Annotated in this window: 18 protein-coding genes and 1 tRNA gene; 9 read left to right on the forward strand and 10 right to left on the reverse strand. The window is 58.2% G+C overall.

The window, feature by feature from the left end; translation table 11 throughout:
* The coding region (locus ACR0I7_RS19550; protein ID WP_480513976.1) for a hypothetical protein at positions 1–207 on the reverse strand (207 nt) is incomplete at its 3' end.
* A 2-nt stretch (positions 208–209) separates the two neighbouring features.
* The gene (locus ACR0I7_RS19555) at positions 210–1,310 is read right to left on the reverse strand and encodes a helix-turn-helix domain-containing protein (RefSeq protein WP_480513978.1); all 1,101 of its coding nucleotides are present in this window, start codon (positions 1,308–1,310) and stop codon (positions 210–212) included.
* A gap of 422 nt (positions 1,311–1,732) precedes the next feature.
* On the opposite strand from ACR0I7_RS19555, the gene ACR0I7_RS19560 reads away from it, so the two are divergent.
* Entirely contained in the window at positions 1,733–2,977 is a 1,245-nt protein-coding gene (locus tag ACR0I7_RS19560; RefSeq protein WP_480513980.1) for a molybdopterin molybdotransferase MoeA, read from the forward strand.
* 9 nt (positions 2,978–2,986) lie between these two features.
* Here the strand turns inward: ACR0I7_RS19560 and ACR0I7_RS19565 are convergent, their stop codons facing one another.
* The 3 genes from ACR0I7_RS19565 to ACR0I7_RS19575 all read right to left on the reverse strand — a co-directional run bounded on the left by ACR0I7_RS19565 (position 2,987) and on the right by ACR0I7_RS19575 (position 5,191).
* Positions 2,987–3,505: an N-acetyltransferase family protein gene (locus ACR0I7_RS19565; RefSeq protein WP_480513981.1), complete on the reverse strand. Its 519-nt coding sequence runs from the start codon at positions 3,503–3,505 to the stop codon at positions 2,987–2,989.
* On the reverse strand, positions 3,502–4,056 hold the full coding sequence (locus tag ACR0I7_RS19570; RefSeq protein ID WP_480513983.1) for a helix-turn-helix domain-containing protein: 555 nt from the start codon (positions 4,054–4,056) through the stop codon (positions 3,502–3,504). Before ACR0I7_RS19570 ends, ACR0I7_RS19565 begins: the two co-directional genes overlap by 4 nt.
* 118 nt (positions 4,057–4,174) lie before the next feature.
* Positions 4,175–5,191, reverse strand: a complete 1,017-nt coding sequence (locus tag ACR0I7_RS19575) for a Fe(3+) ABC transporter substrate-binding protein (RefSeq protein WP_480513985.1) — start codon at positions 5,189–5,191, stop codon at positions 4,175–4,177.
* A 304-nt stretch (positions 5,192–5,495) separates the two neighbouring features.
* On the opposite strand from ACR0I7_RS19575, the gene ACR0I7_RS19580 reads away from it, so the two are divergent.
* Positions 5,496–6,866, forward strand: coding sequence for a DUF3179 domain-containing (seleno)protein (locus tag ACR0I7_RS19580; RefSeq protein ID WP_480513987.1), 1,371 nt, complete (start codon positions 5,496–5,498; stop codon positions 6,864–6,866).
* 78 nt (positions 6,867–6,944) lie between these two features.
* On the opposite strand, the gene ykgO is transcribed toward ACR0I7_RS19580, so the two are convergent.
* Both ykgO and ACR0I7_RS19590 read right to left on the reverse strand, forming a co-directional pair.
* Complete coding sequence (gene ykgO, locus ACR0I7_RS19585) at positions 6,945–7,070, reverse strand: type B 50S ribosomal protein L36 (protein WP_008755722.1); 126 nt, start codon at positions 7,068–7,070, stop codon at positions 6,945–6,947.
* A gap of 90 nt (positions 7,071–7,160) precedes the next feature.
* Positions 7,161–7,235 (reverse strand) — tRNA-Val (locus ACR0I7_RS19590).
* Between the two features lie 147 nt (positions 7,236–7,382).
* Between ACR0I7_RS19590 and ACR0I7_RS19595 the strand changes: the two genes are divergently transcribed.
* The gene (locus ACR0I7_RS19595) at positions 7,383–8,243 is read left to right on the forward strand and encodes an N-formylglutamate amidohydrolase (RefSeq protein WP_480513989.1); all 861 of its coding nucleotides are present in this window, start codon (positions 7,383–7,385) and stop codon (positions 8,241–8,243) included.
* A gap of 4 nt (positions 8,244–8,247) precedes the next feature.
* Here ACR0I7_RS19595 and ACR0I7_RS19600 read toward each other — a convergent pair whose 3' ends face one another.
* The gene (locus tag ACR0I7_RS19600; protein WP_480513991.1) at positions 8,248–9,501 is read right to left on the reverse strand and encodes a DNA polymerase IV; all 1,254 of its coding nucleotides are present in this window, start codon (positions 9,499–9,501) and stop codon (positions 8,248–8,250) included.
* A 63-nt stretch (positions 9,502–9,564) separates the two neighbouring features.
* Here ACR0I7_RS19600 and ACR0I7_RS19605 point away from each other — a divergent pair, with 63 nt between their 5' ends.
* Complete coding sequence (locus ACR0I7_RS19605; protein WP_480513992.1) at positions 9,565–9,984, forward strand: NUDIX hydrolase; 420 nt, start codon at positions 9,565–9,567, stop codon at positions 9,982–9,984.
* A gap of 278 nt (positions 9,985–10,262) precedes the next feature.
* Here the strand turns inward: ACR0I7_RS19605 and pyrF are convergent, their stop codons facing one another.
* Entirely contained in the window at positions 10,263–10,967 is a 705-nt protein-coding gene (gene pyrF, locus ACR0I7_RS19610; protein WP_480513994.1) for an orotidine-5'-phosphate decarboxylase, read from the reverse strand.
* Between the two features lie 98 nt (positions 10,968–11,065).
* Between pyrF and ACR0I7_RS19615 the strand changes: the two genes are divergently transcribed.
* The 3 genes from ACR0I7_RS19615 (at position 11,066) to ACR0I7_RS19625 (ending at position 16,346) form a co-directional block, all read left to right on the forward strand.
* Positions 11,066–11,392: a hypothetical protein gene (locus ACR0I7_RS19615; protein ID WP_480513996.1), complete on the forward strand. Its 327-nt coding sequence runs from the start codon at positions 11,066–11,068 to the stop codon at positions 11,390–11,392.
* A 128-nt stretch (positions 11,393–11,520) separates the two neighbouring features.
* The gene (gene clpB / locus ACR0I7_RS19620; RefSeq protein ID WP_480513998.1) at positions 11,521–14,139 is read left to right on the forward strand and encodes an ATP-dependent chaperone ClpB; all 2,619 of its coding nucleotides are present in this window, start codon (positions 11,521–11,523) and stop codon (positions 14,137–14,139) included.
* A gap of 197 nt (positions 14,140–14,336) precedes the next feature.
* Complete coding sequence (locus tag ACR0I7_RS19625; protein WP_480514000.1) at positions 14,337–16,346, forward strand: acyltransferase family protein; 2,010 nt, start codon at positions 14,337–14,339, stop codon at positions 16,344–16,346.
* A gap of 6 nt (positions 16,347–16,352) precedes the next feature.
* On the opposite strand, the gene ACR0I7_RS19630 is transcribed toward ACR0I7_RS19625, so the two are convergent.
* Positions 16,353–17,354, reverse strand: a complete 1,002-nt coding sequence (locus ACR0I7_RS19630) for a hypothetical protein (protein WP_480514002.1) — start codon at positions 17,352–17,354, stop codon at positions 16,353–16,355.
* Positions 17,355–17,586: 232 nt separating this feature from the next.
* On the opposite strand from ACR0I7_RS19630, the gene msrP reads away from it, so the two are divergent.
* Both msrP and msrQ read left to right on the forward strand, forming a co-directional pair.
* Complete coding sequence (msrP, locus tag ACR0I7_RS19635) at positions 17,587–18,489, forward strand: protein-methionine-sulfoxide reductase catalytic subunit MsrP (RefSeq protein WP_480514004.1); 903 nt, start codon at positions 17,587–17,589, stop codon at positions 18,487–18,489.
* Between the two features lie 4 nt (positions 18,490–18,493).
* Positions 18,494–19,108 (forward strand): protein-methionine-sulfoxide reductase heme-binding subunit MsrQ, encoded by a 615-nt coding sequence (msrQ, locus tag ACR0I7_RS19640; RefSeq protein ID WP_480514006.1) that lies wholly within the window; start codon positions 18,494–18,496, stop codon positions 19,106–19,108.
* Positions 19,109–19,358 lie beyond the last annotated feature (250 nt).

Genomic DNA, 19,358 nt, shown 5'->3' on the forward strand with positions numbered 1-19,358 from the left:
ACGCGCGTATGGTGCGAGATATGCGGCTCTAAACCCCGCACCGCAGCCGAACTCCGCTACGGCTTTTCCCGACAACAACGGAGCGAGCCAATCGTTTTCCGACAAACATTCACCAAAACTCAGATCAGCAACAATTTGCGGATGTGATGCAACAGCAACTGGCACTTTGAGCGAGCAGAAAGTGCTATGTTCTTGTGGGGTGATCATGGTTAGCTCCCTCGATCAAATTGCGTGGTTGAGTAGGTCAGCTCGCCAATGAGTCGATCAACGACAGCTTTCTTGAGAGCTTCTGATCGAGCCAAGCCGACGAACGCGGCTGCGGCATTTCTTACCTTGAAACCGTCTGTTCTCTCTGCATTACGGTCTGCGATCACCAAGCATATGGCCGCGCGTTTGAGGCCAAGTGAGTCACATTGCCGTTGCCAGGTGCTGGATCGAATTCCAAGCTGATTGGCCTGTTCCCTTGTAGCCAACTGGATCGTTCGCCAACTGAGAAGGCCACGTTTGTCCACCTCGTTCCAGTACAATTCAATCAGTTCTTGGAGCGGCCTACTGGCCAGCAGCGCAACTTGCGCTGGTGTTGTGCACACTGATTGCACATCGCGATGTTTCTCAGCCCTACAAGTTTTGTTTTTATTTTCTTTGTTTGTATTGGGTGGGGGTGAAATGTCGCACAGGTGGGACTTTTCGCCCCTACTGCATTCATCTGAAAAGTCATCCCAAACCGCTTCTAAGGCTTCAGTAACCTGCTTCAGGCGTTCGAAGTTCTCGATGGTCGAGGGGCGGCGGTTGGGCAGAATTTCTTCCGCAGCCTCCATTGCCTCGCTAAGGCCATGCCTGCGGATATCACCGAAGAGCTTCTTAATTCGGGCGCGAAGCCGTTCGGCTTCCTCTTCTTCAAACACAGCCTTTCTTGCCGCGGCCTGAATCTCGACTGTACGGGCAATCAGCGGAGCAAGGTTGATCCCAAATTCATGGCCAATCTTCCCGTTCTTTCGGGAACCAGCTCGACGGCTGTGATCCGAAGCCGTTTTGATGAGAAAACCCTGTCCAATTAACCATGCTTCGATGCGCGCAATCTGACGTCGATTAATCCCAGCTTGGGCAGCAATTTTGGTAACGGAAGTCCAGAAACTGCAAATCCGGCCTGCAAGAAAGTCCTCCTCCATCGTGTTGGAGATTGCGACCTTCAGATAGGCGATTGCGCCCTTGCTAAGGCCCAGCTGACATCGCGCGCGCTCAATCAACCTGAAGAACTGCCAGCGTGTCATTCCATCCGGCAAACCGCCATGTGTGAGGTGCTGCGTCATGACTGCACCTCACATCCCAAGCTTGCGGGATTCCGGGAGTTCTGGTAGTCAGGATTGGCATTGAACTTTTGTTTGTCGTCGGACAGGGCTGCAACCCTTCCGGCGACTTTCTTTTGGGCCGTCCAGTTCTCAAAAAAGTTGGAACTGCACCTTGTAAGCCATTGATTCCCTATGACGGTACTATTTGGAACTTTTGTTGGTAAGCCATTGAAACTTTTTGGTTCACCCCGTTCTGCCGGGGTCGCCATTCAAACCCGTCCCAAAGCCCTAGATGACCGTATCGCCCGGCGCGGCCATCGTGACCTATGTCAATGACGGCGTTCCGGCGGTGGTGTTCATTGGCAACAGATTGCGAACCGAGTCGGTCCTTAAAAAAGGGCGTGGTGCGGTTGTGAAATGCTGTTGCGTTATGGAGGGATCAAATGGCCGATGGGTGCGCCTGCGACAGGCATGCACAGATGTATGTCTCGGTGGAGGAAGCGCTGCGTCGGGGTTTGTCAGTTGCCGAACCGGTGACGGGGACCGAGATGTTGCCGCTGGCGGATGCCATTGGCCGGGTTCTGGCTGAGGATTGTGTCAGCAAGGTCGATATGCCCGCTTTCGACAATTCTGCCATGGATGGGTATGCGGTGCGATGCGCTGATCTGGGGTCCGATGCGGTGGTCAGGATGCCGCTGGCGGGCCGTGTGGCTGCAGGTGACAGTGGCGCGCATTCGGCGCCCAAAGGATATGCGCTGCGCATCCTGACCGGGGCACCGGTGCCCGAGGGATTTGATGCGGTGATCATGCAGGAAGATTGCGTGCTGGCGGATGGGGGCATCCAGTTCAGTCGCAAACCGCGACCGGGCCAGCATATCCGTCGCGCGGGCGAAGACACGCGGGCGGGGGCGCTGATCCTGAGGCGCGGATGCGAGATTGGCGCGCGCGAGGTTGCAGCGCTTGCGGCAGCGGGATACGGCGCGGTGCGCGTGTGCCGCAAGCTTAAGGTCACGCTGTTTTCGACAGGCAGTGAGCTGCGCGAGGCGGGGGCAGAGCTTGGGCCGGGACAGATCTACAACTCGAACAGGTACATGCTGCGGGCGCTATTGGACAAGCCGTGGACCGAACTGTCGGATATGGGGCCGGTCAAGGATGATCCCGAAACCCTCGAACAGGTCTTGCGCGCGGCCTGCAGCAATTCTGATCTGATCGTCACAACGGGTGGTGTCTCGGTTGGGGACGAAGATCACATGCCCCGGCTTTTTGCGCAGATCGGTGGTGAGATTGACGTTATGAAAGTGGCTATGAAGCCCGGAAAGCCTATCCTTTTTGGCCGACAGGGGGATGCGCTGTATGTCGGTTTGCCGGGCAATCCGGTCTCGGCCTTTGTGACCTGGCAGGTCATCGGCTGCCAGATGATGCGGCGCCGCGCCGGATTGCTGCCTGTTGATGTGAGGCCGGAACAGGCCTGCCTGGCCGAGCCACTGCAACGGCATGCAGGACGGCAGGAATATCGGCCCGTCTGCGTTGTGGGCACATCGTCGGATGGCCGGCCTGTGCTGCGGTTGATGGCGGGCTCTTACAGCGGGCGGGTGGCTCTGCTGGCGCAGGCAGACGGGCTGGCGGTCTTGCCGGCTGCAGCCGATGCCTTGCCGAAAGGCCATGCAGTTGATTTTCTGCGGTTCTGAGCCGCGGAGCTAGCGCAGAGACTTATACATATAGGTCGTGGGCTCGAATCTGTTCTCGAACGGGTTGCGGCAGTAGTTCGGAATCTCGCCCGCGATCTGAAAGCCGATGCTCTGATATAGAATGCGCGAGGGGTCAGTGCTGCGCGTGTCGAGAACCAGCATGGACTTTCCCAACTCTGCCGCGCGGTTCTCAAGCGCGCCCATAAGCGCGCGGCCCAGCCCGCGCCGCCGTGCCTGCGGGTGGACCAGCAGTTTGGCCACATCTGCGCGATGGGGTTGGTTGGGCATATCCGCCGGGATGAGTTGCACCGTTCCCAATATCCGCCCATCGCCATAGGCGGCAAACACATCCAGCGCACCAGAGTGCAGGCCCGGCAGCACGCGGTCTTGCCAATAGGTCCTGGCCTCTGCTTGGGAAAACGGCAGGACAAAACCGATGCTGGCCCCGGTATGCACGCAGGTATGCAGGATATCGGTCAGATCACCCAGCGCGGTCTCGAAATATGCAGGGTCCAGTCGGGTGATCATATCAGCACCAGGATATAACGCGCACCGCGCGCGGCTGTCGTTTCAAACCGGGTCGGGCCCGACAGGTGATACCGCAGGCAGTCGCCACCGCTGAGCGCATGTGAAGTCGCCTCGACCGTCAGCGTCAGCTGCCCGTCCAACACGACGAGGTGGTGTTCCTGACCGGGTTTGGGTGGCGCATCGTATGAAATCGTGGTGTCCGGCGGCAGATGGCATTCAAGCACCTCAGCGCTCAGCCCCGCAGCCGGGGGTGAGACGGAGCGGCGCGTAAACCCAGTCTCTGGGTCGCGCCATTCGACCTGCCGTTCGAACGGTACCCTTGGGTCAAAGCTATCCTCGACCATCATCAGCAGCCGTGACATCGGCAGACCATAAGCGGCGCAAAGGCGGCCCAGGCTTTCTGCAGTTGGGCTGACCTCGCCCTTTTCCATGCGGGACAGGGTCGCGCGGCTGATGCCGCTGTGCTGCGCTAGCTGGTCCAGCGACCAGTTGCGGCTTTGGCGCAGCTCGCTCAGCCGCGAGGCGAGGCGAAGTGAGAGATCATCCAGCATGGCCATATATGAGAATCAGTTCCATATATGAGAATAGTACCCAGAAAAGATGATGGTGCAATAGAAAAAGGGACGCAGAGTCTTCTGCATCCCTTTGGCTGTTCAGATTTTGACCGGTTTACTTCCAGCCAACCTCGTTAAAGATTTTCTGCGCTTCGGGGATGTTCTTGGCCACCTCCGACAGGTTCACGTCATCGGCCTTGAACTCACCGAGGGCGGCAACGTTTTCGGCCAGCGCGACGCCGTCGACGGCTGGGAATTCGTCATTGCCGTTCGAGAAATAGACCTGCGCCTGATCGCTTGCCAGATACTCAAGGAACTTGATGGCGTTCTCTTTGTTGGGCGCATTGGCGGCCACGCCGGCGCCCGACAGGTTCATATGCGCGCCCTGAGCGTCCTGCGCGGGGAACTGCAGGCCGATCATTTCGATGTCAGCGCTGAGGCCTTTGACGTCTTTGCGCATCGCACGGGCAAAGTAGTACGAGTTCGACACCGCAATCTCGCACTCACCCGAGACGATGCCGCGCAGCTGATCCGTGTCGCCGCCTTGCGGCTCGCGCGCCATATTGGCGACAACGCCTTCGGCCCAAGTCTTGGCAGCCTCGGTGCCATGGTTGGTGATGATCGAGGCCAGCAGCGTCTGGTTATAGGTGTTGCTGGACGAACGGATGCAGACCAGACCTTTGTAGTCAGGTTTGGCAAGGTCCAGATAGGTCGCAGGCGGATTGGCGACCTCGTCCTTGTCAAAGAAGATGATGCGCGCGCGCTGCGAGAAACCGTACCACTGGTTGTCTTCGTCCTGCAGATTGGCCGGGATGCGCTGCTCAAGCACCTCGCTGTCGATGGCTTGCAGCAGGCCCGCATTCTTGGCCCGCGCAAGGCGCGATGTGTCAACGGTCAGCAACAGGTCGGCGGGCGAGTTTGCGCCCTCGGCTTCCATCCGGGCAATCAGTTCATCCGCTTTGCCTTCGATGCGGTTGATGGTGATGCCGGTTGCGTCTTCGAAATCGGAATACAGACGCTCATCCGTGTCATAATGGCGCGAAGAATAGAGGTTCAGTTCACCTTCCGCCGCTGCGGATGTGGCGATCAGAGCGGTCAGTGCGGCGGCAATACTGGTGGAGGATTTCAACATGATGTGTCCCAACATTGTAAATCTGAGCGGGTTAACCCGACTGATTTGGTCAATTAAACGATTCTGAGAGGGATGCAAGGAAATCTGATAGATTTACTTGGGAAATAGTGCCGCAGCCCGTCGCAGGGTTCTGACAGCCACGTGGCTTTGCGGTTTTCGACGGAAATACGGCCCCTCACAAAAGCCTGTTGAAACGTGATTGGGCGCAGCCCTGATGACCGCGCAGTATTTGCACAGAGAAAGGCCGCTCAGCGGGATGTACTGCCCGACCAAGCGGCGATTGCAGTCAATAAGGAGGCCAAGGATGACCCGACTTCAAAATGCAGCGCGCGTGCTGCTTTCTGCCATGTTCCTGGCGGTATCGTTTGCGGCACACGCGCTTGAATCCGAGCCCTTGCCGGATCATGTGATCAAAGAGTTCGGCAAGCCGCCCCAGGTCCCCACCGGAGCCCTGTCGCCTGAACTGGAGCGATCGGTTCGTATCGCGCTGGTCGAGATCGTCAGCGATCCGCGCTGGGGGGATGAACAGACCGCGGCCCTGTCGGCGGTGGCGCAGTCGAAAGACCCCAGACTGGTCTGGGTGATCAGCGACCTCATGCGTTTCTCATCCTCGCAGCGTCTGGACAAAAGGCTGACCGATGCGGCCTCAGAGCTTTTGGGGAAAAGGATCAAACGTCGGAACCCTTGGGGATCGGTCACAGATCACCTGCTGGCTTGGGATATACCGGAACCACCGGGCTATCTGCCGCTCAAGCGTGAGATATTCACCGGCGTTGTTCCCGGCTGGGACCGGATTTTTGTCGAAGGCGATATCGATTGGCGGCTGGTCTCATGGGGCGGTGTTCTGATCGATGACCGGCCCTATGACCAGACGGACAGGTCCTGTGACTGCATCCCGGCAGCGGACAACCCCGAGGTCAGCTCAGCCGAGGAGGCGACCTGGCTTGATGATGACGACATCGTTTTTGGCATTGAGGTCAACGGCGAGTACCGCGCCTATCCGCGCCGCATCATGGAAGTTCGCGAAATGGTCAATGACACGCTAGGTGGACGGGCTTTGGGGATTCCATACTGCACCCTGTGCGGCGCGGCGCAGGCCTATTTCACCGATCGCCTGCCCGGTGGCGTGAAACGCCCCGTCCTGCGCACATCCGGTTTGCTGAGCCGGTCCAACAAAGTGATGTATGACCTGAACACCTATTCGATTTTTGACACCTTTCTGGGTCACGCGGTCACCGGGCCGCTTGCCCGAAAGGGAATCAAGCTGAAACAGGCAAGCGTCGTGACAACGGACTGGGGCACCTGGAAGCAGGCACATCCCGAGACCACCGTCTTGCTGGAACGATATGCTCTGGGCCGGGATCCCGACTTCCGCAATGGGCGGGATGCCAACGGCCCGATTTTCCCGGTGGGTGATGTCGACCCGCGCCTGCCGGTGCAAGAGGATATCATTGGCGTCGTGACCGCATCGGGCCAGCCTGTCGCCTTTCAGCGCAGCGCCGCCTGGCTGGCGTTGAACCGGGGCAAAGAGATCGCATTTGAAAACGTGCGGCTTGTGCGCGATGCGGGCGGTATCAGGGCCGTGGATGCGAATGGGGCCGATCTGGGCAGCCATCAGGCGTTTTGGTTCGCATGGTCCCAGTTCTATCCTGAGACAGCGCTGTGGTCGCAATAACGCCCGTTCAGACAGCTGGTCGCAAACAAAAAAACCGCGCTTGACGGCGCGGTTCTTTCAAACAGTAATATGCAGTTCTCAGCCCTGGCGAGCTTTGAACTTGCGCTGCGTCTTGTTGATCACGTAGACGCGGCCTTTGCGACGCACAATGCGGCAATCACGGTGCCGGTTCTTGAGCGAGCGGAGCGAGTTCTTGACCTTCATGGTCTGTCTCCAATCTGCGGCGCCTTCATCAAAGACGTGGCCAGCGCCTGGGTTAGTCGGGTGTCCCGGAGCCCCGGAACAGTGAAACGATGGTGGGCGGTACAAGGATCGAACTTGTGACCCCTTCGATGTCAACGAAGTGCTCTACCGCTGAGCTAACCGCCCACGAACCTTTGCGTGACCTGCCCCATAACGAAATGGGGCGCGGAACCCCGCGCCGGTAGCGGGCTCTATAAAAGGAGTCGTTTGGGGGATCAAGGGGTTTGGAAGAACTATTTTCCGGTCTATGTTCGGTATGAACAAGGAGCGCCCATGCAGAACTCAGCCTACCGATTGGAAATGCCGGCTAAGCGCACGTCCTGCGTGGTGTTTTCCTCGCCGCATAGTGGCCGGGATTACCCTGCGGCGCTGGTAAAGCGCACGGTTCTGAACCGCAATGTGATTCGTTCATCCGAAGATGCTTATGTGGATTTGCTGTTTGATGCGGCGGCAGATTTTGGCGCGCCTTTTCTCAAAGCCGCGATGCCACGGGCCTATCTGGACCTGAACCGCAACGCGGATGAGCTGGACCCGGCCCTGATTCTGGGCGCGCGCAAACAGGGTCACAACCCGCGCGTTGCCTCGGGGCTGGGTGTGATCCCGCGCGTGGTTGCCAATGGCCGCGCGATCTATCGCGGCAAGCTGACGATGGATGAGGCGCGGCTGCGCATTGATACGTTCTGGCGCCCCTATCATGCACGCCTCAAATCTCTGTTGGCCGATTCTCATGAACAGTTTGGTCAGGCGATTCTGATCGATTGCCACTCCATGCCGCATGAGGCGGTTGCCATCTCAGGCAATGCCCGCGGCAACAAACCTGATATTGTTCTGGGTGATCGGTTTGGCGCTTCGGCGTCGGGGGCAGTTGTGGACCAGATCGAGGCGGCCTTTGCTGCCGCCGGGCTGAACGTGGCCCGAAACGCGCCCTTTGCCGGGGCCTATGTGACGCAGACCTATGGGCGTCCGGGGCGTCACCAGCACGCCGTTCAGATTGAGATCGACCGCTCGCTGTATATGGACGAGGAAACCATCGAGCTGAGCGCCGATTTTGACGCGTTCAGGGATATTCTGCGCGATGTCATCGCCGAGATTGCCTGTATCAGCCCGCAATCAACCCGGTTGGCCGCCGAGTAGGTGATCAGCGCAAAGACCGCCCTTTGACGATGGCGTTGGTCCCGAATCTTTGACGTATCTTGTCTGTTGCCCGCTCGGCCTGTGATCGCCGCGTCGCGCCGGGGTCCAGAAGGTCGCCGGAAATATCGGCCTGATCTTCGGCGCACAGATCAGACAGGCCGCAGCCCAGCAGCCGATATGGCCCTTCGTCCCCCACCTGATCGAACAAGTTGCGCGCGGTGCGATAGATCCGATCCGCGATCTGCGTCGGATCGCGCAACGAGACCCGCCGCGTCAGTATCTTGTGATTGGCCTTTTTCAGCTTGAGCGTGACGACACGACCAGCCAGCCTTCTGGCCTTGGCACGGTCTGATACTTTTTCGGACATGCGCCAGATGTGACCATCCAGAATATCGATGCTGGCGGTATCCTCGAAAAACGTGGTTTCATTGCTGATCGATTTAATCGGCTCATCCGCCGAGACGCGGCGCTTGTCCTGACCGCGCGCCAGATGCCATAGCCGATATCCCATCGACCCAAAGCGCGCCGTCAACGCCTCCTGATCCCAGCGCAGCAGGTCGGCAAAGGTGCGAATTCCGGCGCGGTCCAGCGACTCTTGCGCTGCTGGGCCGATGCCCCAGATCAGCCGGACGGGTTTATTGTGCAAAAAGGCGGCTGTTTCGGCCTGCCCGATCACGGAAAACCCGCGCGGCTTGTCGAGGTCCGAGGCGACCTTGGCCAGAAACTTGTTATGCGACAACCCGATCGAGCCGGTCAGGCCTAGTTCATCCTTCATGCGCTTCACCAGTTTGGCCAGCATCGCGGCAGGTGGCGCGCCATGCAGACGGGCGGTGCCAGAAAGATCCATGAACGCCTCATCTAGCGACAGCGGCTCTACATCCGGGGTCAATTCATCCATCATCGCGCGAATCTGCCGCGAGATATCGGCATAGACCGACATGCGCGGCCGGATCACCACGGCCTCCGGGCACAGCTGCAGGGCTTTGAACATCGGCATGGCTGATCGCACCCCGCGAATGCGCGCCACATAACAGGCGGTTGAGACCACGCCGCGTTTGCCACCACCGATAATGACAGGTTTGTCGGCAAGGTCTGGATTGTCGCGCTTTTCGACCGAGGCATAAAACGCATCACAATCCATATGCGCGATGGTCAGATCAAACAGTTCAGGGTGCGACGTGATGCGGGGGCTGCCACAAGAGGGGCATCTGGAGTCCTGATCCAGCTGAGCAAAGCAATCTCGACACAGGGCGGGCATATGTTCACTTCTCTGCCGGCATGGGCTTGGAACGTTTCGGCGATCGACTAGAATTTACCTCTGATGCGAACAAATCAAAAGACGCATATGGACTTCACCGGCGCAAAAACGGCTTTGTTTCTTGGGACGGATCTTTTGGTAATCGAAAGAGACGACAAACCGGATATCCCGTTTCCTGGCCATCTGGATTTGCCGGGCGGTGGTCGCGAAGGGGACGAGGCCCCGCTTGCCTGCGTCATCCGGGAAACGATGGAAGAGGTCGGGCTACAGTTGTCTGGCGAGGATTTTGTCTGGTCCCGTCAATTTGGTGCCAACTGGTTTTTTGTGGCACAGCGCCCGCCCTCCGATGCCGCACGGGTTCGGTTCGGGGATGAGGGGCAGGGATGGTGCCTGATGACGCCCGGCAACTATATGGCGCATCCGATGGCCATTCCCGGTTTTGCCCATCGGCTGAGCCTGTTTCTCGCCGAAGCCGATCTCTGACCGCAGGGCCGGGGGGGTGGTGAAAAAGAAGACCCCCCACACATCGGCGGGGGGAAGGTAACGGGCTCAGGAAGATGACCCGTTGGGGAGTATTCCCCCTTAGAATCGCGCAAATCCGCATATTTATATAGGTTTAAGCCGCATCTCCCAAAACACGCAGCTTTCATGTGTGTTTTGGGGCACAGGGTCAATTTGGCGCGGCAAAAGCCAAAATTGACGCGAGGTCAACTGCTTGTGCATCGTTCTGGGGTGATTTTTCCGACGATGCCGCGTGCGGATTAGTGCCGTGTCAAGGAATTTAACTCGTTCAGAATGGCCTCTGCGACCGCTTTTGGATCGTCTGCCTGATAGATCGGGCGGCCGACAACGATGTGATCTGCGCCGTCGCCAATGGCCGACGCCGGTGTCGCGACGCGTTTCTGATCCCCCAGCGCGGCCCCGGTGGGGCGCACCCCCGGCGTGACGATCAATCGGCCCTCGGCCTGCGGCAGCGCGCGGATCAGCGCAGCCTCTTGCGGGCTGGCGATGACGCCATCGGCACCGGCCTCAAGCGCGCGGGCTGCGCGTTCGACCACAAGCTCCTGAACGTCCCCGTCTTTCATCAGCCCGGCATCCAGATCTTCGCGATTCAGCGAGGTCAGGATGGTCACCGCCAGAATCTTCATGTCCTTGCCAGCCGCGCCTTCTTTGGCGGCGCGCACCACATGCGGGTCGCCATGGACGGTCAGGAAATCCAGATCAAACTGCGCCAGCCCGCGTACAGCGTTTTCGACCGTATTGCCGATGTCGAACAGTTTCATATCCAGAAAGATGCGCTTGCCGTGATCCTGTTTCAGCTCGTTGGCCAGGGCCAGCCCGCCTCCGGTCAGCATGCCCAGCCCGATCTTGTAAAACGACACCGCATCCCCCAGCCGTTCGGCAATGGCCAGGCCCTGCAAGGCGTTCGGGACGTCGAGGGCTACAATCAGGCGGTCGTCGGACATGGGGCGCTCCTTTTTGGCAAACGTCTGCGTCCTAACGGGTTCGGGGCGGTCTGTCCATGTGCTATGGTCGGTGCGGTCATCATCAAGAGGGACAAGACATGAAAAGACTGGCTGTGCTGGGATTCGCGATTGTTCTTGGGGCGTGTCAGGAGAATACGGCGGATCCGGTGCCGGATGTCATCGTTGACCCGGCCCCGCCGCCCACAAATGACAACCTGAACCTGATACGCGGATACAGAACGGCGGATGATTGGTGCCAGGTCACGGGTGAAACCGCCTTTACCGCCGAGTTTCTGGACCATACGGCGGACCTTGTGTCCTGCCCCACAGGCAGCAACGCCGCGCAGTCGCTGGTCGACATGCATGGGGCGCAGGAGGTGGCGGAAACCGGGGGCTATACGGTTTATTCCGTTCCGCGCGAATAGCGCAGGAATTGCCCGCCCAGCCCCTTGAACTGCCAAAGATATTTCCCAGATTGAATGTGAGGCCCAGACCGACGCGTGCCGCCAAGCGGGCGCATCATATTTAGGGCGCTTGGAAAAGGAGAGGACGCATGGACTTGAACAAGTTCACCGAGCGGGCACGGGGTTTCGTGCAGGCGGCGCAGACTATTGCACTGCGCGAGGGGCACCAGAGGCTGGAGCCCACACATATTCTGAAAGCATTGATGGATGACGATCAGGGGCTGGCCAGCAACCTGATCACACGCGCTGGCGGCGCACCGAACCGTGTGGTCGAGGCGCTGGATGCCGCGATGGCAAAAATTCCAAAGGTCAGCGGCGATGCAAGCCAGATTTACATGGACGGCCAGACTGCCAAGGTTCTGGACGAGGCCACCAAGATCGCCACCAAGGCGGGTGACAGTTTTGTGCCGGTCGAACGGGTGCTGATGGCGCTGTGCATGGTGAAATCCAAGGCCAAAGAGGCTTTGGAGGCTGGAGCCGTTTCCGCTCAAAAGCTGAACGAAGCGATCAACGACATTCGCAAGGGTCGCACCGCCGACAGCGCGAGCGCCGAAGAAGGCTATGACGCGCTCAAGAAATACGCGCGCGACCTGACCGAGGCGGCTGCGGAGGGCAAGATCGATCCGATCATCGGGCGCGACGAGGAAATCCGCCGCTCGATGCAGGTTCTGTCGCGCCGCACCAAGAACAACCCGGTTCTGATCGGGGAACCCGGTGTGGGTAAAACCGCGATTGCCGAGGGCATGGCCTTGCGCATCATCAATGGTGACGTGCCGGAATCGCTGAAGGATAAGAAACTGCTAGCGCTTGATATGGGCGCACTGATCGCCGGTGCGAAATACCGTGGTGAGTTCGAAGAACGCCTCAAGGCCGTTCTGACCGAAGTGACCGAGGCTGCCGGTGAAATCATCCTGTTCATTGATGAGATGCATACGCTGGTCGGTGCCGGTAAATCCGACGGTGCCATGGATGCGGCGAACCTGATCAAGCCTGCTTTGGCGCGGGGTGAACTGCATTGTATCGGTGCGACCACGCTGGACGAGTATCGCAAATATGTCGAAAAAGATGCGGCCCTTGCGCGCCGGTTCCAGCCCGTTGTTGTGGCTGAGCCGACCGTCGAGGACACAATCAGCATTCTACGCGGCATCAAGGAAAAGTATGAGCTGCACCACGGCGTGCGCATCTCGGACTCGGCGCTGGTGTCGGCGGCAACCCTGTCGCATCGCTATATCACAGACCGTTTCCTGCCCGACAAAGCTATTGACCTCGTGGATGAGGCAGCTTCGCGCCTGCGGATGGAGGTGGATTCCAAACCCGAGGAACTTGATCAGCTGGATCGCCAGATCCTGCAGATGCAGATCGAGGAAGAGGCGCTGAAGCTGGAAGATGATGCCGCGTCCAAAGATCGTCTGGAAACCTTGCAAAAGGATCTGGCCGATCTGCAGGAGAAATCTGCCGAGATGACCGCACAATGGCAGGCCGAACGCGATAAGCTTGCGGGTGCGCGTGATCTGAAAGAACAGCTCGACAAAGCGCGGGCCGATCTGGAGATCGCCAAGCGTGAAGGCAATCTGGCCAAGGCCGGTGAGCTGTCCTATGGCGTCATCCCCGAGCTTGAGAAAAAGCTGACCGAGGCTGAGAACGCCGAAAGCAACGCCATGATGGCCGAGGAAACGGTGCGTCCGGAACAGATCGCCAGCGTGGTTGAACGCTGGACGGGTATCCCAACCTCGAAGATGCTGGAAGGCGAGCGTGAAAAACTGCTGCGGATGGAAGACGATCTGCATTCCCGCGTGATCGGTCAGGATGCGGCGGTCACCGCTGTGGCCAACGCCGTGCGCCGCGCGCGCGCGGGTCTGAATGACGAAGGTCGCCCGCTGGGCTCGTTCCTGTTCCTGGGACCCACAGGTGTGGGGAAAACCGAGCTGACCAAGGCGGTGGCGAACTTCCTGTTCGACGACGACAACGCGATGGTGCGCATCGACATGTCCGAGTTCATGGAGAAACACGCGGTTGCCCGTCTGATCGGTGCCCCTCCGGGCTATGTCGGTTATGACGAAGGCGGTGTGCTGACCGAAGCCGTGCGGCGTCGGCCTTATCAGGTCGTGCTGTTTGATGAGGTCGAAAAGGCGCACCCGGATGTGTTTAACGTGCTGCTGCAGGTTCTCGATGATGGCGTGTTGACTGATGGTCAGGGCCGCACCGTGGACTTCAAACAGACGCTGATAATCCTGACGTCGAACCTTGGGAGTCAAGCGCTCAGCCAGTTGCCCGAAGGCGCGGACAGCGCGCAGGCGCGGCGGGATGTGATGGACGCAGTCCGGGCACATTTCCGGCCCGAGTTCCTGAACCGTCTGGACGAAACCATCATCTTTGACCGGCTCAAGCGGGCCGATATGGATGGCATCGTCGATATCCAGATGGCACGCCTACAAAAACGTCTGGCCGCCCGCAAGATCGAGCTGGCTTTGGACGATGGAGCCAGGGAATGGCTGGCCAATGAAGGCTATGACCCGGTCTTTGGTGCGCGTCCGTTGAAACGCGTGATCCAGCGCGCCCTGCAGAACCCGCTAGCCGAGGCCCTGCTGGCAGGTGAGATCAAAGACGGAGAGACCGTTCCTGTTGCGGCGGGAACTGATGGTTTGATCATCGGCGACCGTCTCGGAACATCAGAACGCCCGCGCCCGGATGATGCCGTAGTGCATTGACCTGTTGGATGCGATGTGAAGGAACAAAAACCCGCCGGAATGGCGGGTTTTTTTAGGTTGCTTTGCGCGCTGCAAGGGCTGCATCTACTCTCAAAATGGTATAGAGTAGATCACGGTCTTTTGTGTTGGACCATCGCGACCTATGTTAGTTAGTCCGGCATAGTGCGATTTGTGTAAATTAGTTTGAGTATTTTTTGATGTCGACACCCTATAGAAAAGACATTGATGGCCTGCGGGCCATATCCGTTCTTTCGGTGCTTTTTTTTCACGCGAACATAGCCGGTTTTGATGGCGGCTTTGTTGGCGTCGATATTTTCTTCGTAATATCTGGTTATTTGATCACTACAATTATCAGTCGCGCGCTGGCGCAAGACCAATTTTCTCTCATCGACTTCTATGAGAAACGCGCGCGGCGAATACTGCCTGCTTTGTTCGCGGTGCTGATTGTCTCGACCGTTCTTGCGAGCTTTTTGGAGGCACCCAAGGACCTGAAGAATTTCGGTCAGAGTATGATTGCGGCAACGCTGTTTTCATCGAATATCCTGTTCTATATCGAGGCGGGATACTTCGATCAGGACTCAATATATAAACCGCTGCTGCACACGTGGTCGCTGGGAGTAGAAGAGCAGTTCTATCTGGTTGTGCCGCTACTTCTGATGTTTCTCGCGGCCCAACGTTTTAAGCCCCTATGGTCCATGCTGGCGATCAGCTTGGTGTCCTTTGCCCTGTGCGTGATGTATACGCCCGCCTATCCCGAGGCCACTTTTTTCCTGATCCCATTCCGCTTCTGGGAGCTGGGTATGGGCTCAATTCTGGCGCTGATGCCGTTGCGCGCGAAGGGTGGTCTTCTCAATCAAATATTGGCTGCGAGCGGCCTGGCCTGCATAGCGTTCAGCGTGTTTCTGTTTGATGCATCGACCCAGTTTCCCGGCTTTTGGGCTCTGGTCCCGTGCCTTGGCGCGGTGCTCATTCTTGCTACGGGCGCGCGCGGGGAAACGCTGGTATCCAGATTCCTGTCTTTCGCGCCTCTAGTCTGGGTCGGGCTGGTGTCCTATTCGCTCTATCTGTGGCATTGGCCGGTCATTGTGTTTTATCGGTATTATGCCATCGACACCGCCGGAGGGGATGCGCCGTTCCTGACGACTTCTGAAACCGTCTGGGTCATTGTGATCACTCTGGCGCTTGCGGTTTTGTCGTGGCGTTTCGTTGAACAGCCGTTCCGGCGCAAAACGGCGGGCCGCTTTCTCATTCCGGCAAAATCAGTTTTCGCTGGGTCGGGTGTGGTGGCGCTGCTGGCTGTTTGCGTAGGCGGCGCCATGCATGTCGGCGGAGGGTGGCCCGGCCGATTCGATAAAGGCGTTGTTCGTATTGCGGATACAATCGGTGTCAGGCCCTCGGTTTCGTGTCTGAATTCCGGAACGGCGCAAAATACCGACCCCTATCTGCGCGAGCTCGGCTCGTCCGGGCCTTTGCGGGTGGCGCTGTGGGGCGACAGCCACGCCGCCCATCTGACGGACGGTGTTGCCGATATTGCCGAAGCCGCCGGCGTGCGAGCGGGGTATTATGGCGTATGTGGTTGCCCGCCCCTGATTGGTCTGGAGCGTGAAGATGGCAAGAACTACAGCTGCGATAAAGTGAATAACTGGATGCTGGATCGTATTGTGAACGATCCCGAAATTGACTCGGTTATTCTGGCCACACGGTTTCAACCGCTTCTGGAGGGTGCAGGTTATGGCGCCCTCGAAGCGCACAAAGGTGCCGTTCGGCTGAGCTCAGTAGTGGCGGATGAGCCTCAGCGCGAATCTGGGCAGAAAGACCTTGTTCTAAACCACCTGGCAAAGACAATTTCTGCGCTTCAGCAAGCGGGGAAACAGGTTTTTGTCGTGTACCCTGCGCCTGAGATTGGCCTGCACGCGCCGCGGGCTATTTTCCGATATGCTGCGGCTGGTGGTACGCCGGATGATTTCGTGCTGCCACTGGACGCATATCAGGACCGTATTTCTCAAACCGTGTCCGGCCTGGATGCGGTGATTGCCGAAACCGGGGCCCAGACGATCCGGCTCGACAGTGTTCTGTGTTCGGAAGCAGGGTGCTTGACGTCTGTTGGCGGAGATGTCCTGTACCGTGACGGCGATCATCTGACGCCCACCGGTTCCGTTTTGGTCGGGTCTTTGTTCGCCAGAGTGTTTGAAACGCAGACTCAATAGCAGCCGTCAGAAATTGCCCGACTGTCGGCTTTTGCGCAGCGCGCGCAGCTCATCCTGCGACATCTTCGGGCCGGTGCTGGCAGTTGGCGATATCGGTTCTGGCCCCGAGGAAGGTGGCGTTGCTGACGCGGGTTTGTCTGCGGTATCCCTCAGATCGAGATAGCCCAGAACACCGCCTGCACATTGCAGGCTGAATGCCCATGTCCAGACAAGCATATAAACGACCAGCAAGATAATCAGCGACCAGAGGGGCCGGATTGGGGCGAAGCCGGTCGTCATGTTGCTCAGCTCTTGGATCTCGGCTTGCAGCGTTTCCGCAACGCCGGTGCCGATGACTAGCATTATGATAACGGCGTATATGGCCGTCATCGCAATATAGCTGACCACGGTCAGTGAAAAGAGCGGGCCGAATGAAGCTCTGAAATGCCGGAAGGGTGTATATGGCAGTCCGTCCGGGTCCCGTCCGATCGAGGCGGACGTAATGGGCACAAGCAAGCTAGCCCGAATGGAACATATCGACAGGAAAACAGTCAGCAGCACCAGCAGCGCCAATGGTGCCGTCGCGACGTTGGAGTATTGCGCGGCCAGCCCGACGACCGGATTGAGCTGCAAGAGATCGGGCGACAGGACCGACAGGGACAATAGTGACATCAGGGCAAGGATCACAGTCATACTCACACCTTCAACCGCGCCATAGATGATGGCGGGCAGGAACAACCCCCAGATGCGCGTCCGGGGCTGGATGCCTTTGGCCTGTAATCCCATCCTTGTGCCGATAAGCGTTGGCAGGACGCTGGAAGAGGCCATGATCAGAAATGTCGTCAGGAATGAAAGCGCGGGCGCCAGAAAACCGATCAGGAACCCCAGCAGGCCGCCGATGACTCCGTACAGCATCAGCGCTATGAACATGACCGGCAGCACCATCGTCATGCGCCAGAAAATCGAGAACGAAAAGGGGAACGCTTGAGCAAAAAGCAATGTCGTATTCTCTAACTTAAGTAGTAGCATGGTCCGAGCCGCAATACACAACCGGCCCGGTCTGTGACGTTAAAGAATGCTGCGGAGGCTTTTGCAATGGATCACTTTCAGATCACCGCAACAGGCCCTTCATCTGTGTCCTTTCAGAGCGCTTATGGTCTCTTTCGTTACAAACTGTTCGCTCAATCGTGACGCCTGTTTCCTTGGTGCTGTGGTATCAGGCATTACCTCACTGAAGAGGAAGCGGATAACGGAGACCTAAATGGCGCATCGCTGGACCAACACGTTGACACATGCAGACGCCACCCCAAGGGCGGCGTTTCTGAACCGGCGGCAGATCATGGCCGGGCTTGCCGGTGTTGGTCTGATGGCGGGCGTTCGGCCCTCTGGGGCCTCTGAGCAACCCGAACCGAACACCTGGGAAGAGATTACCTCTTACAACAATTACTACGAGTTCGGCACCCGCAAGGATGATCCCGCCAAATACGCGCATACGTTGGTGACCGAGCCTTGGAGTGTGAAAATCGACGGTCTGGTCGATCGCCCCGGAGATTATGATTTCAAAGACATCATGTCCGAGATGACCGTCGAGGAGCGCATCTACCGGTTCCGCTGTGTCGAGGCCTGGTCAATGGTGATCCCGTGGAACGGATTCGAGCTGGCCGATCTGCTGGCCATGGCGGGGGTTCAGGAGGGCGCCAAATATGTGGCGTTCGAGACCGCCTATCGCCCGGATGAGATGCCGGGTGTGCAGTTCCCGGTGCTGGACTGGCCATATCGCGAAGGTTTGCGACTGGATGAGGCGATGCATCCCCTGACCATCATGGCGACGGGCATCTACGGGAAACCGATTCCAAATCAGAACGGTGCGCCGCTGCGTTTGGTGGTGCCGTGGAAGTACGGGTTCAAATCTATCAAGTCGATCGTGCGTATCACGCTGACGGACACGCAGCCCCCGACCAGCTGGAATATGGCGGGACCGCGCGAATATGGATTCTATAGCAACGTAAACCCAACAGTGGATCACCCCCGGTGGTCGCAGGCCTCCGAACGTCGGATTGGCGGAGGTCTGTTTGCCAAGCGCGAGCCGACTTTGATGTTCAATGGCTATGAGGACGAGGTTGCAGGTCTTTATGAAGGGTTGGATCTCAAGGAAAACTACTAAGATCATGCAGAGCGTAAACCAGTTGCTACGCCGGATACCGGTCTGGGTTGTCTATGTGCTCGGGGTGCTGCCCGCGCCATGGCTGCTTTATCTTGGATTGACGGGTGGCCTTGGTATCGAGCCGATCGAGGCACTGGAACATGAGTTGGGTGAGCTGGCGTTGCAGCTGCTGATCTTTGGGTTGGCGATATCTCCCTTGCGGCGCTATGTGGGCCTGAACCTGATGAAGTTTCGCCGTGCCATCGGTGTTCTGACATTCACTTATGTCAGTCTGCATCTATTGGTCTGGCTTGTGCTTGATGTTCAGGTGCCTGGTCAGATCTGGGCCGATATTGTCAAACGTCCCTATATTACTGTCGGCATGGGGGCATTCTTGCTGATGCTGCCGCTGGCGATGACATCAAATAACCTGTCAGTGCGCCGATTGGGTCCGGTTTGGCGCAAATTGCATCTGCTGGTCTATCCCGCAGCGATCCTTGCAGCGCTGCACTATGTGATGTTGGCCAAAGGCCTCCAGCTTGAACCGTTGCTCTATCTGGTTGCGATTCTCGCTTTGCTGATTGTCCGTCTGCCATTTCCGGGTGGTTTGGCTCGATTTCGAGGTGCCGACTCTGCCTGACTCGCAGCTGAGTCTGTCGAGGAGTGGCGCGCACTACGGGATTCGTGGCCTCTGACGGTGGTTAGATGCCGGTTCGGATCCGATGTTCTCACTTAACTGACTGATTTAACGATAATTTCCTCTTTTTTCCATTTCTTCGAATTTTCCACTTGCGTGTATTTGTAGTATTACTTAGAACGCCCTTCACCGGCGCTACTGAGGTTGTTGTTGGGACGCTGGAGACGGCGGAGACGCACTGGAGAGACGGTGG

The organism is Ruegeria sp. AM1, from assembly GCF_056540745.1.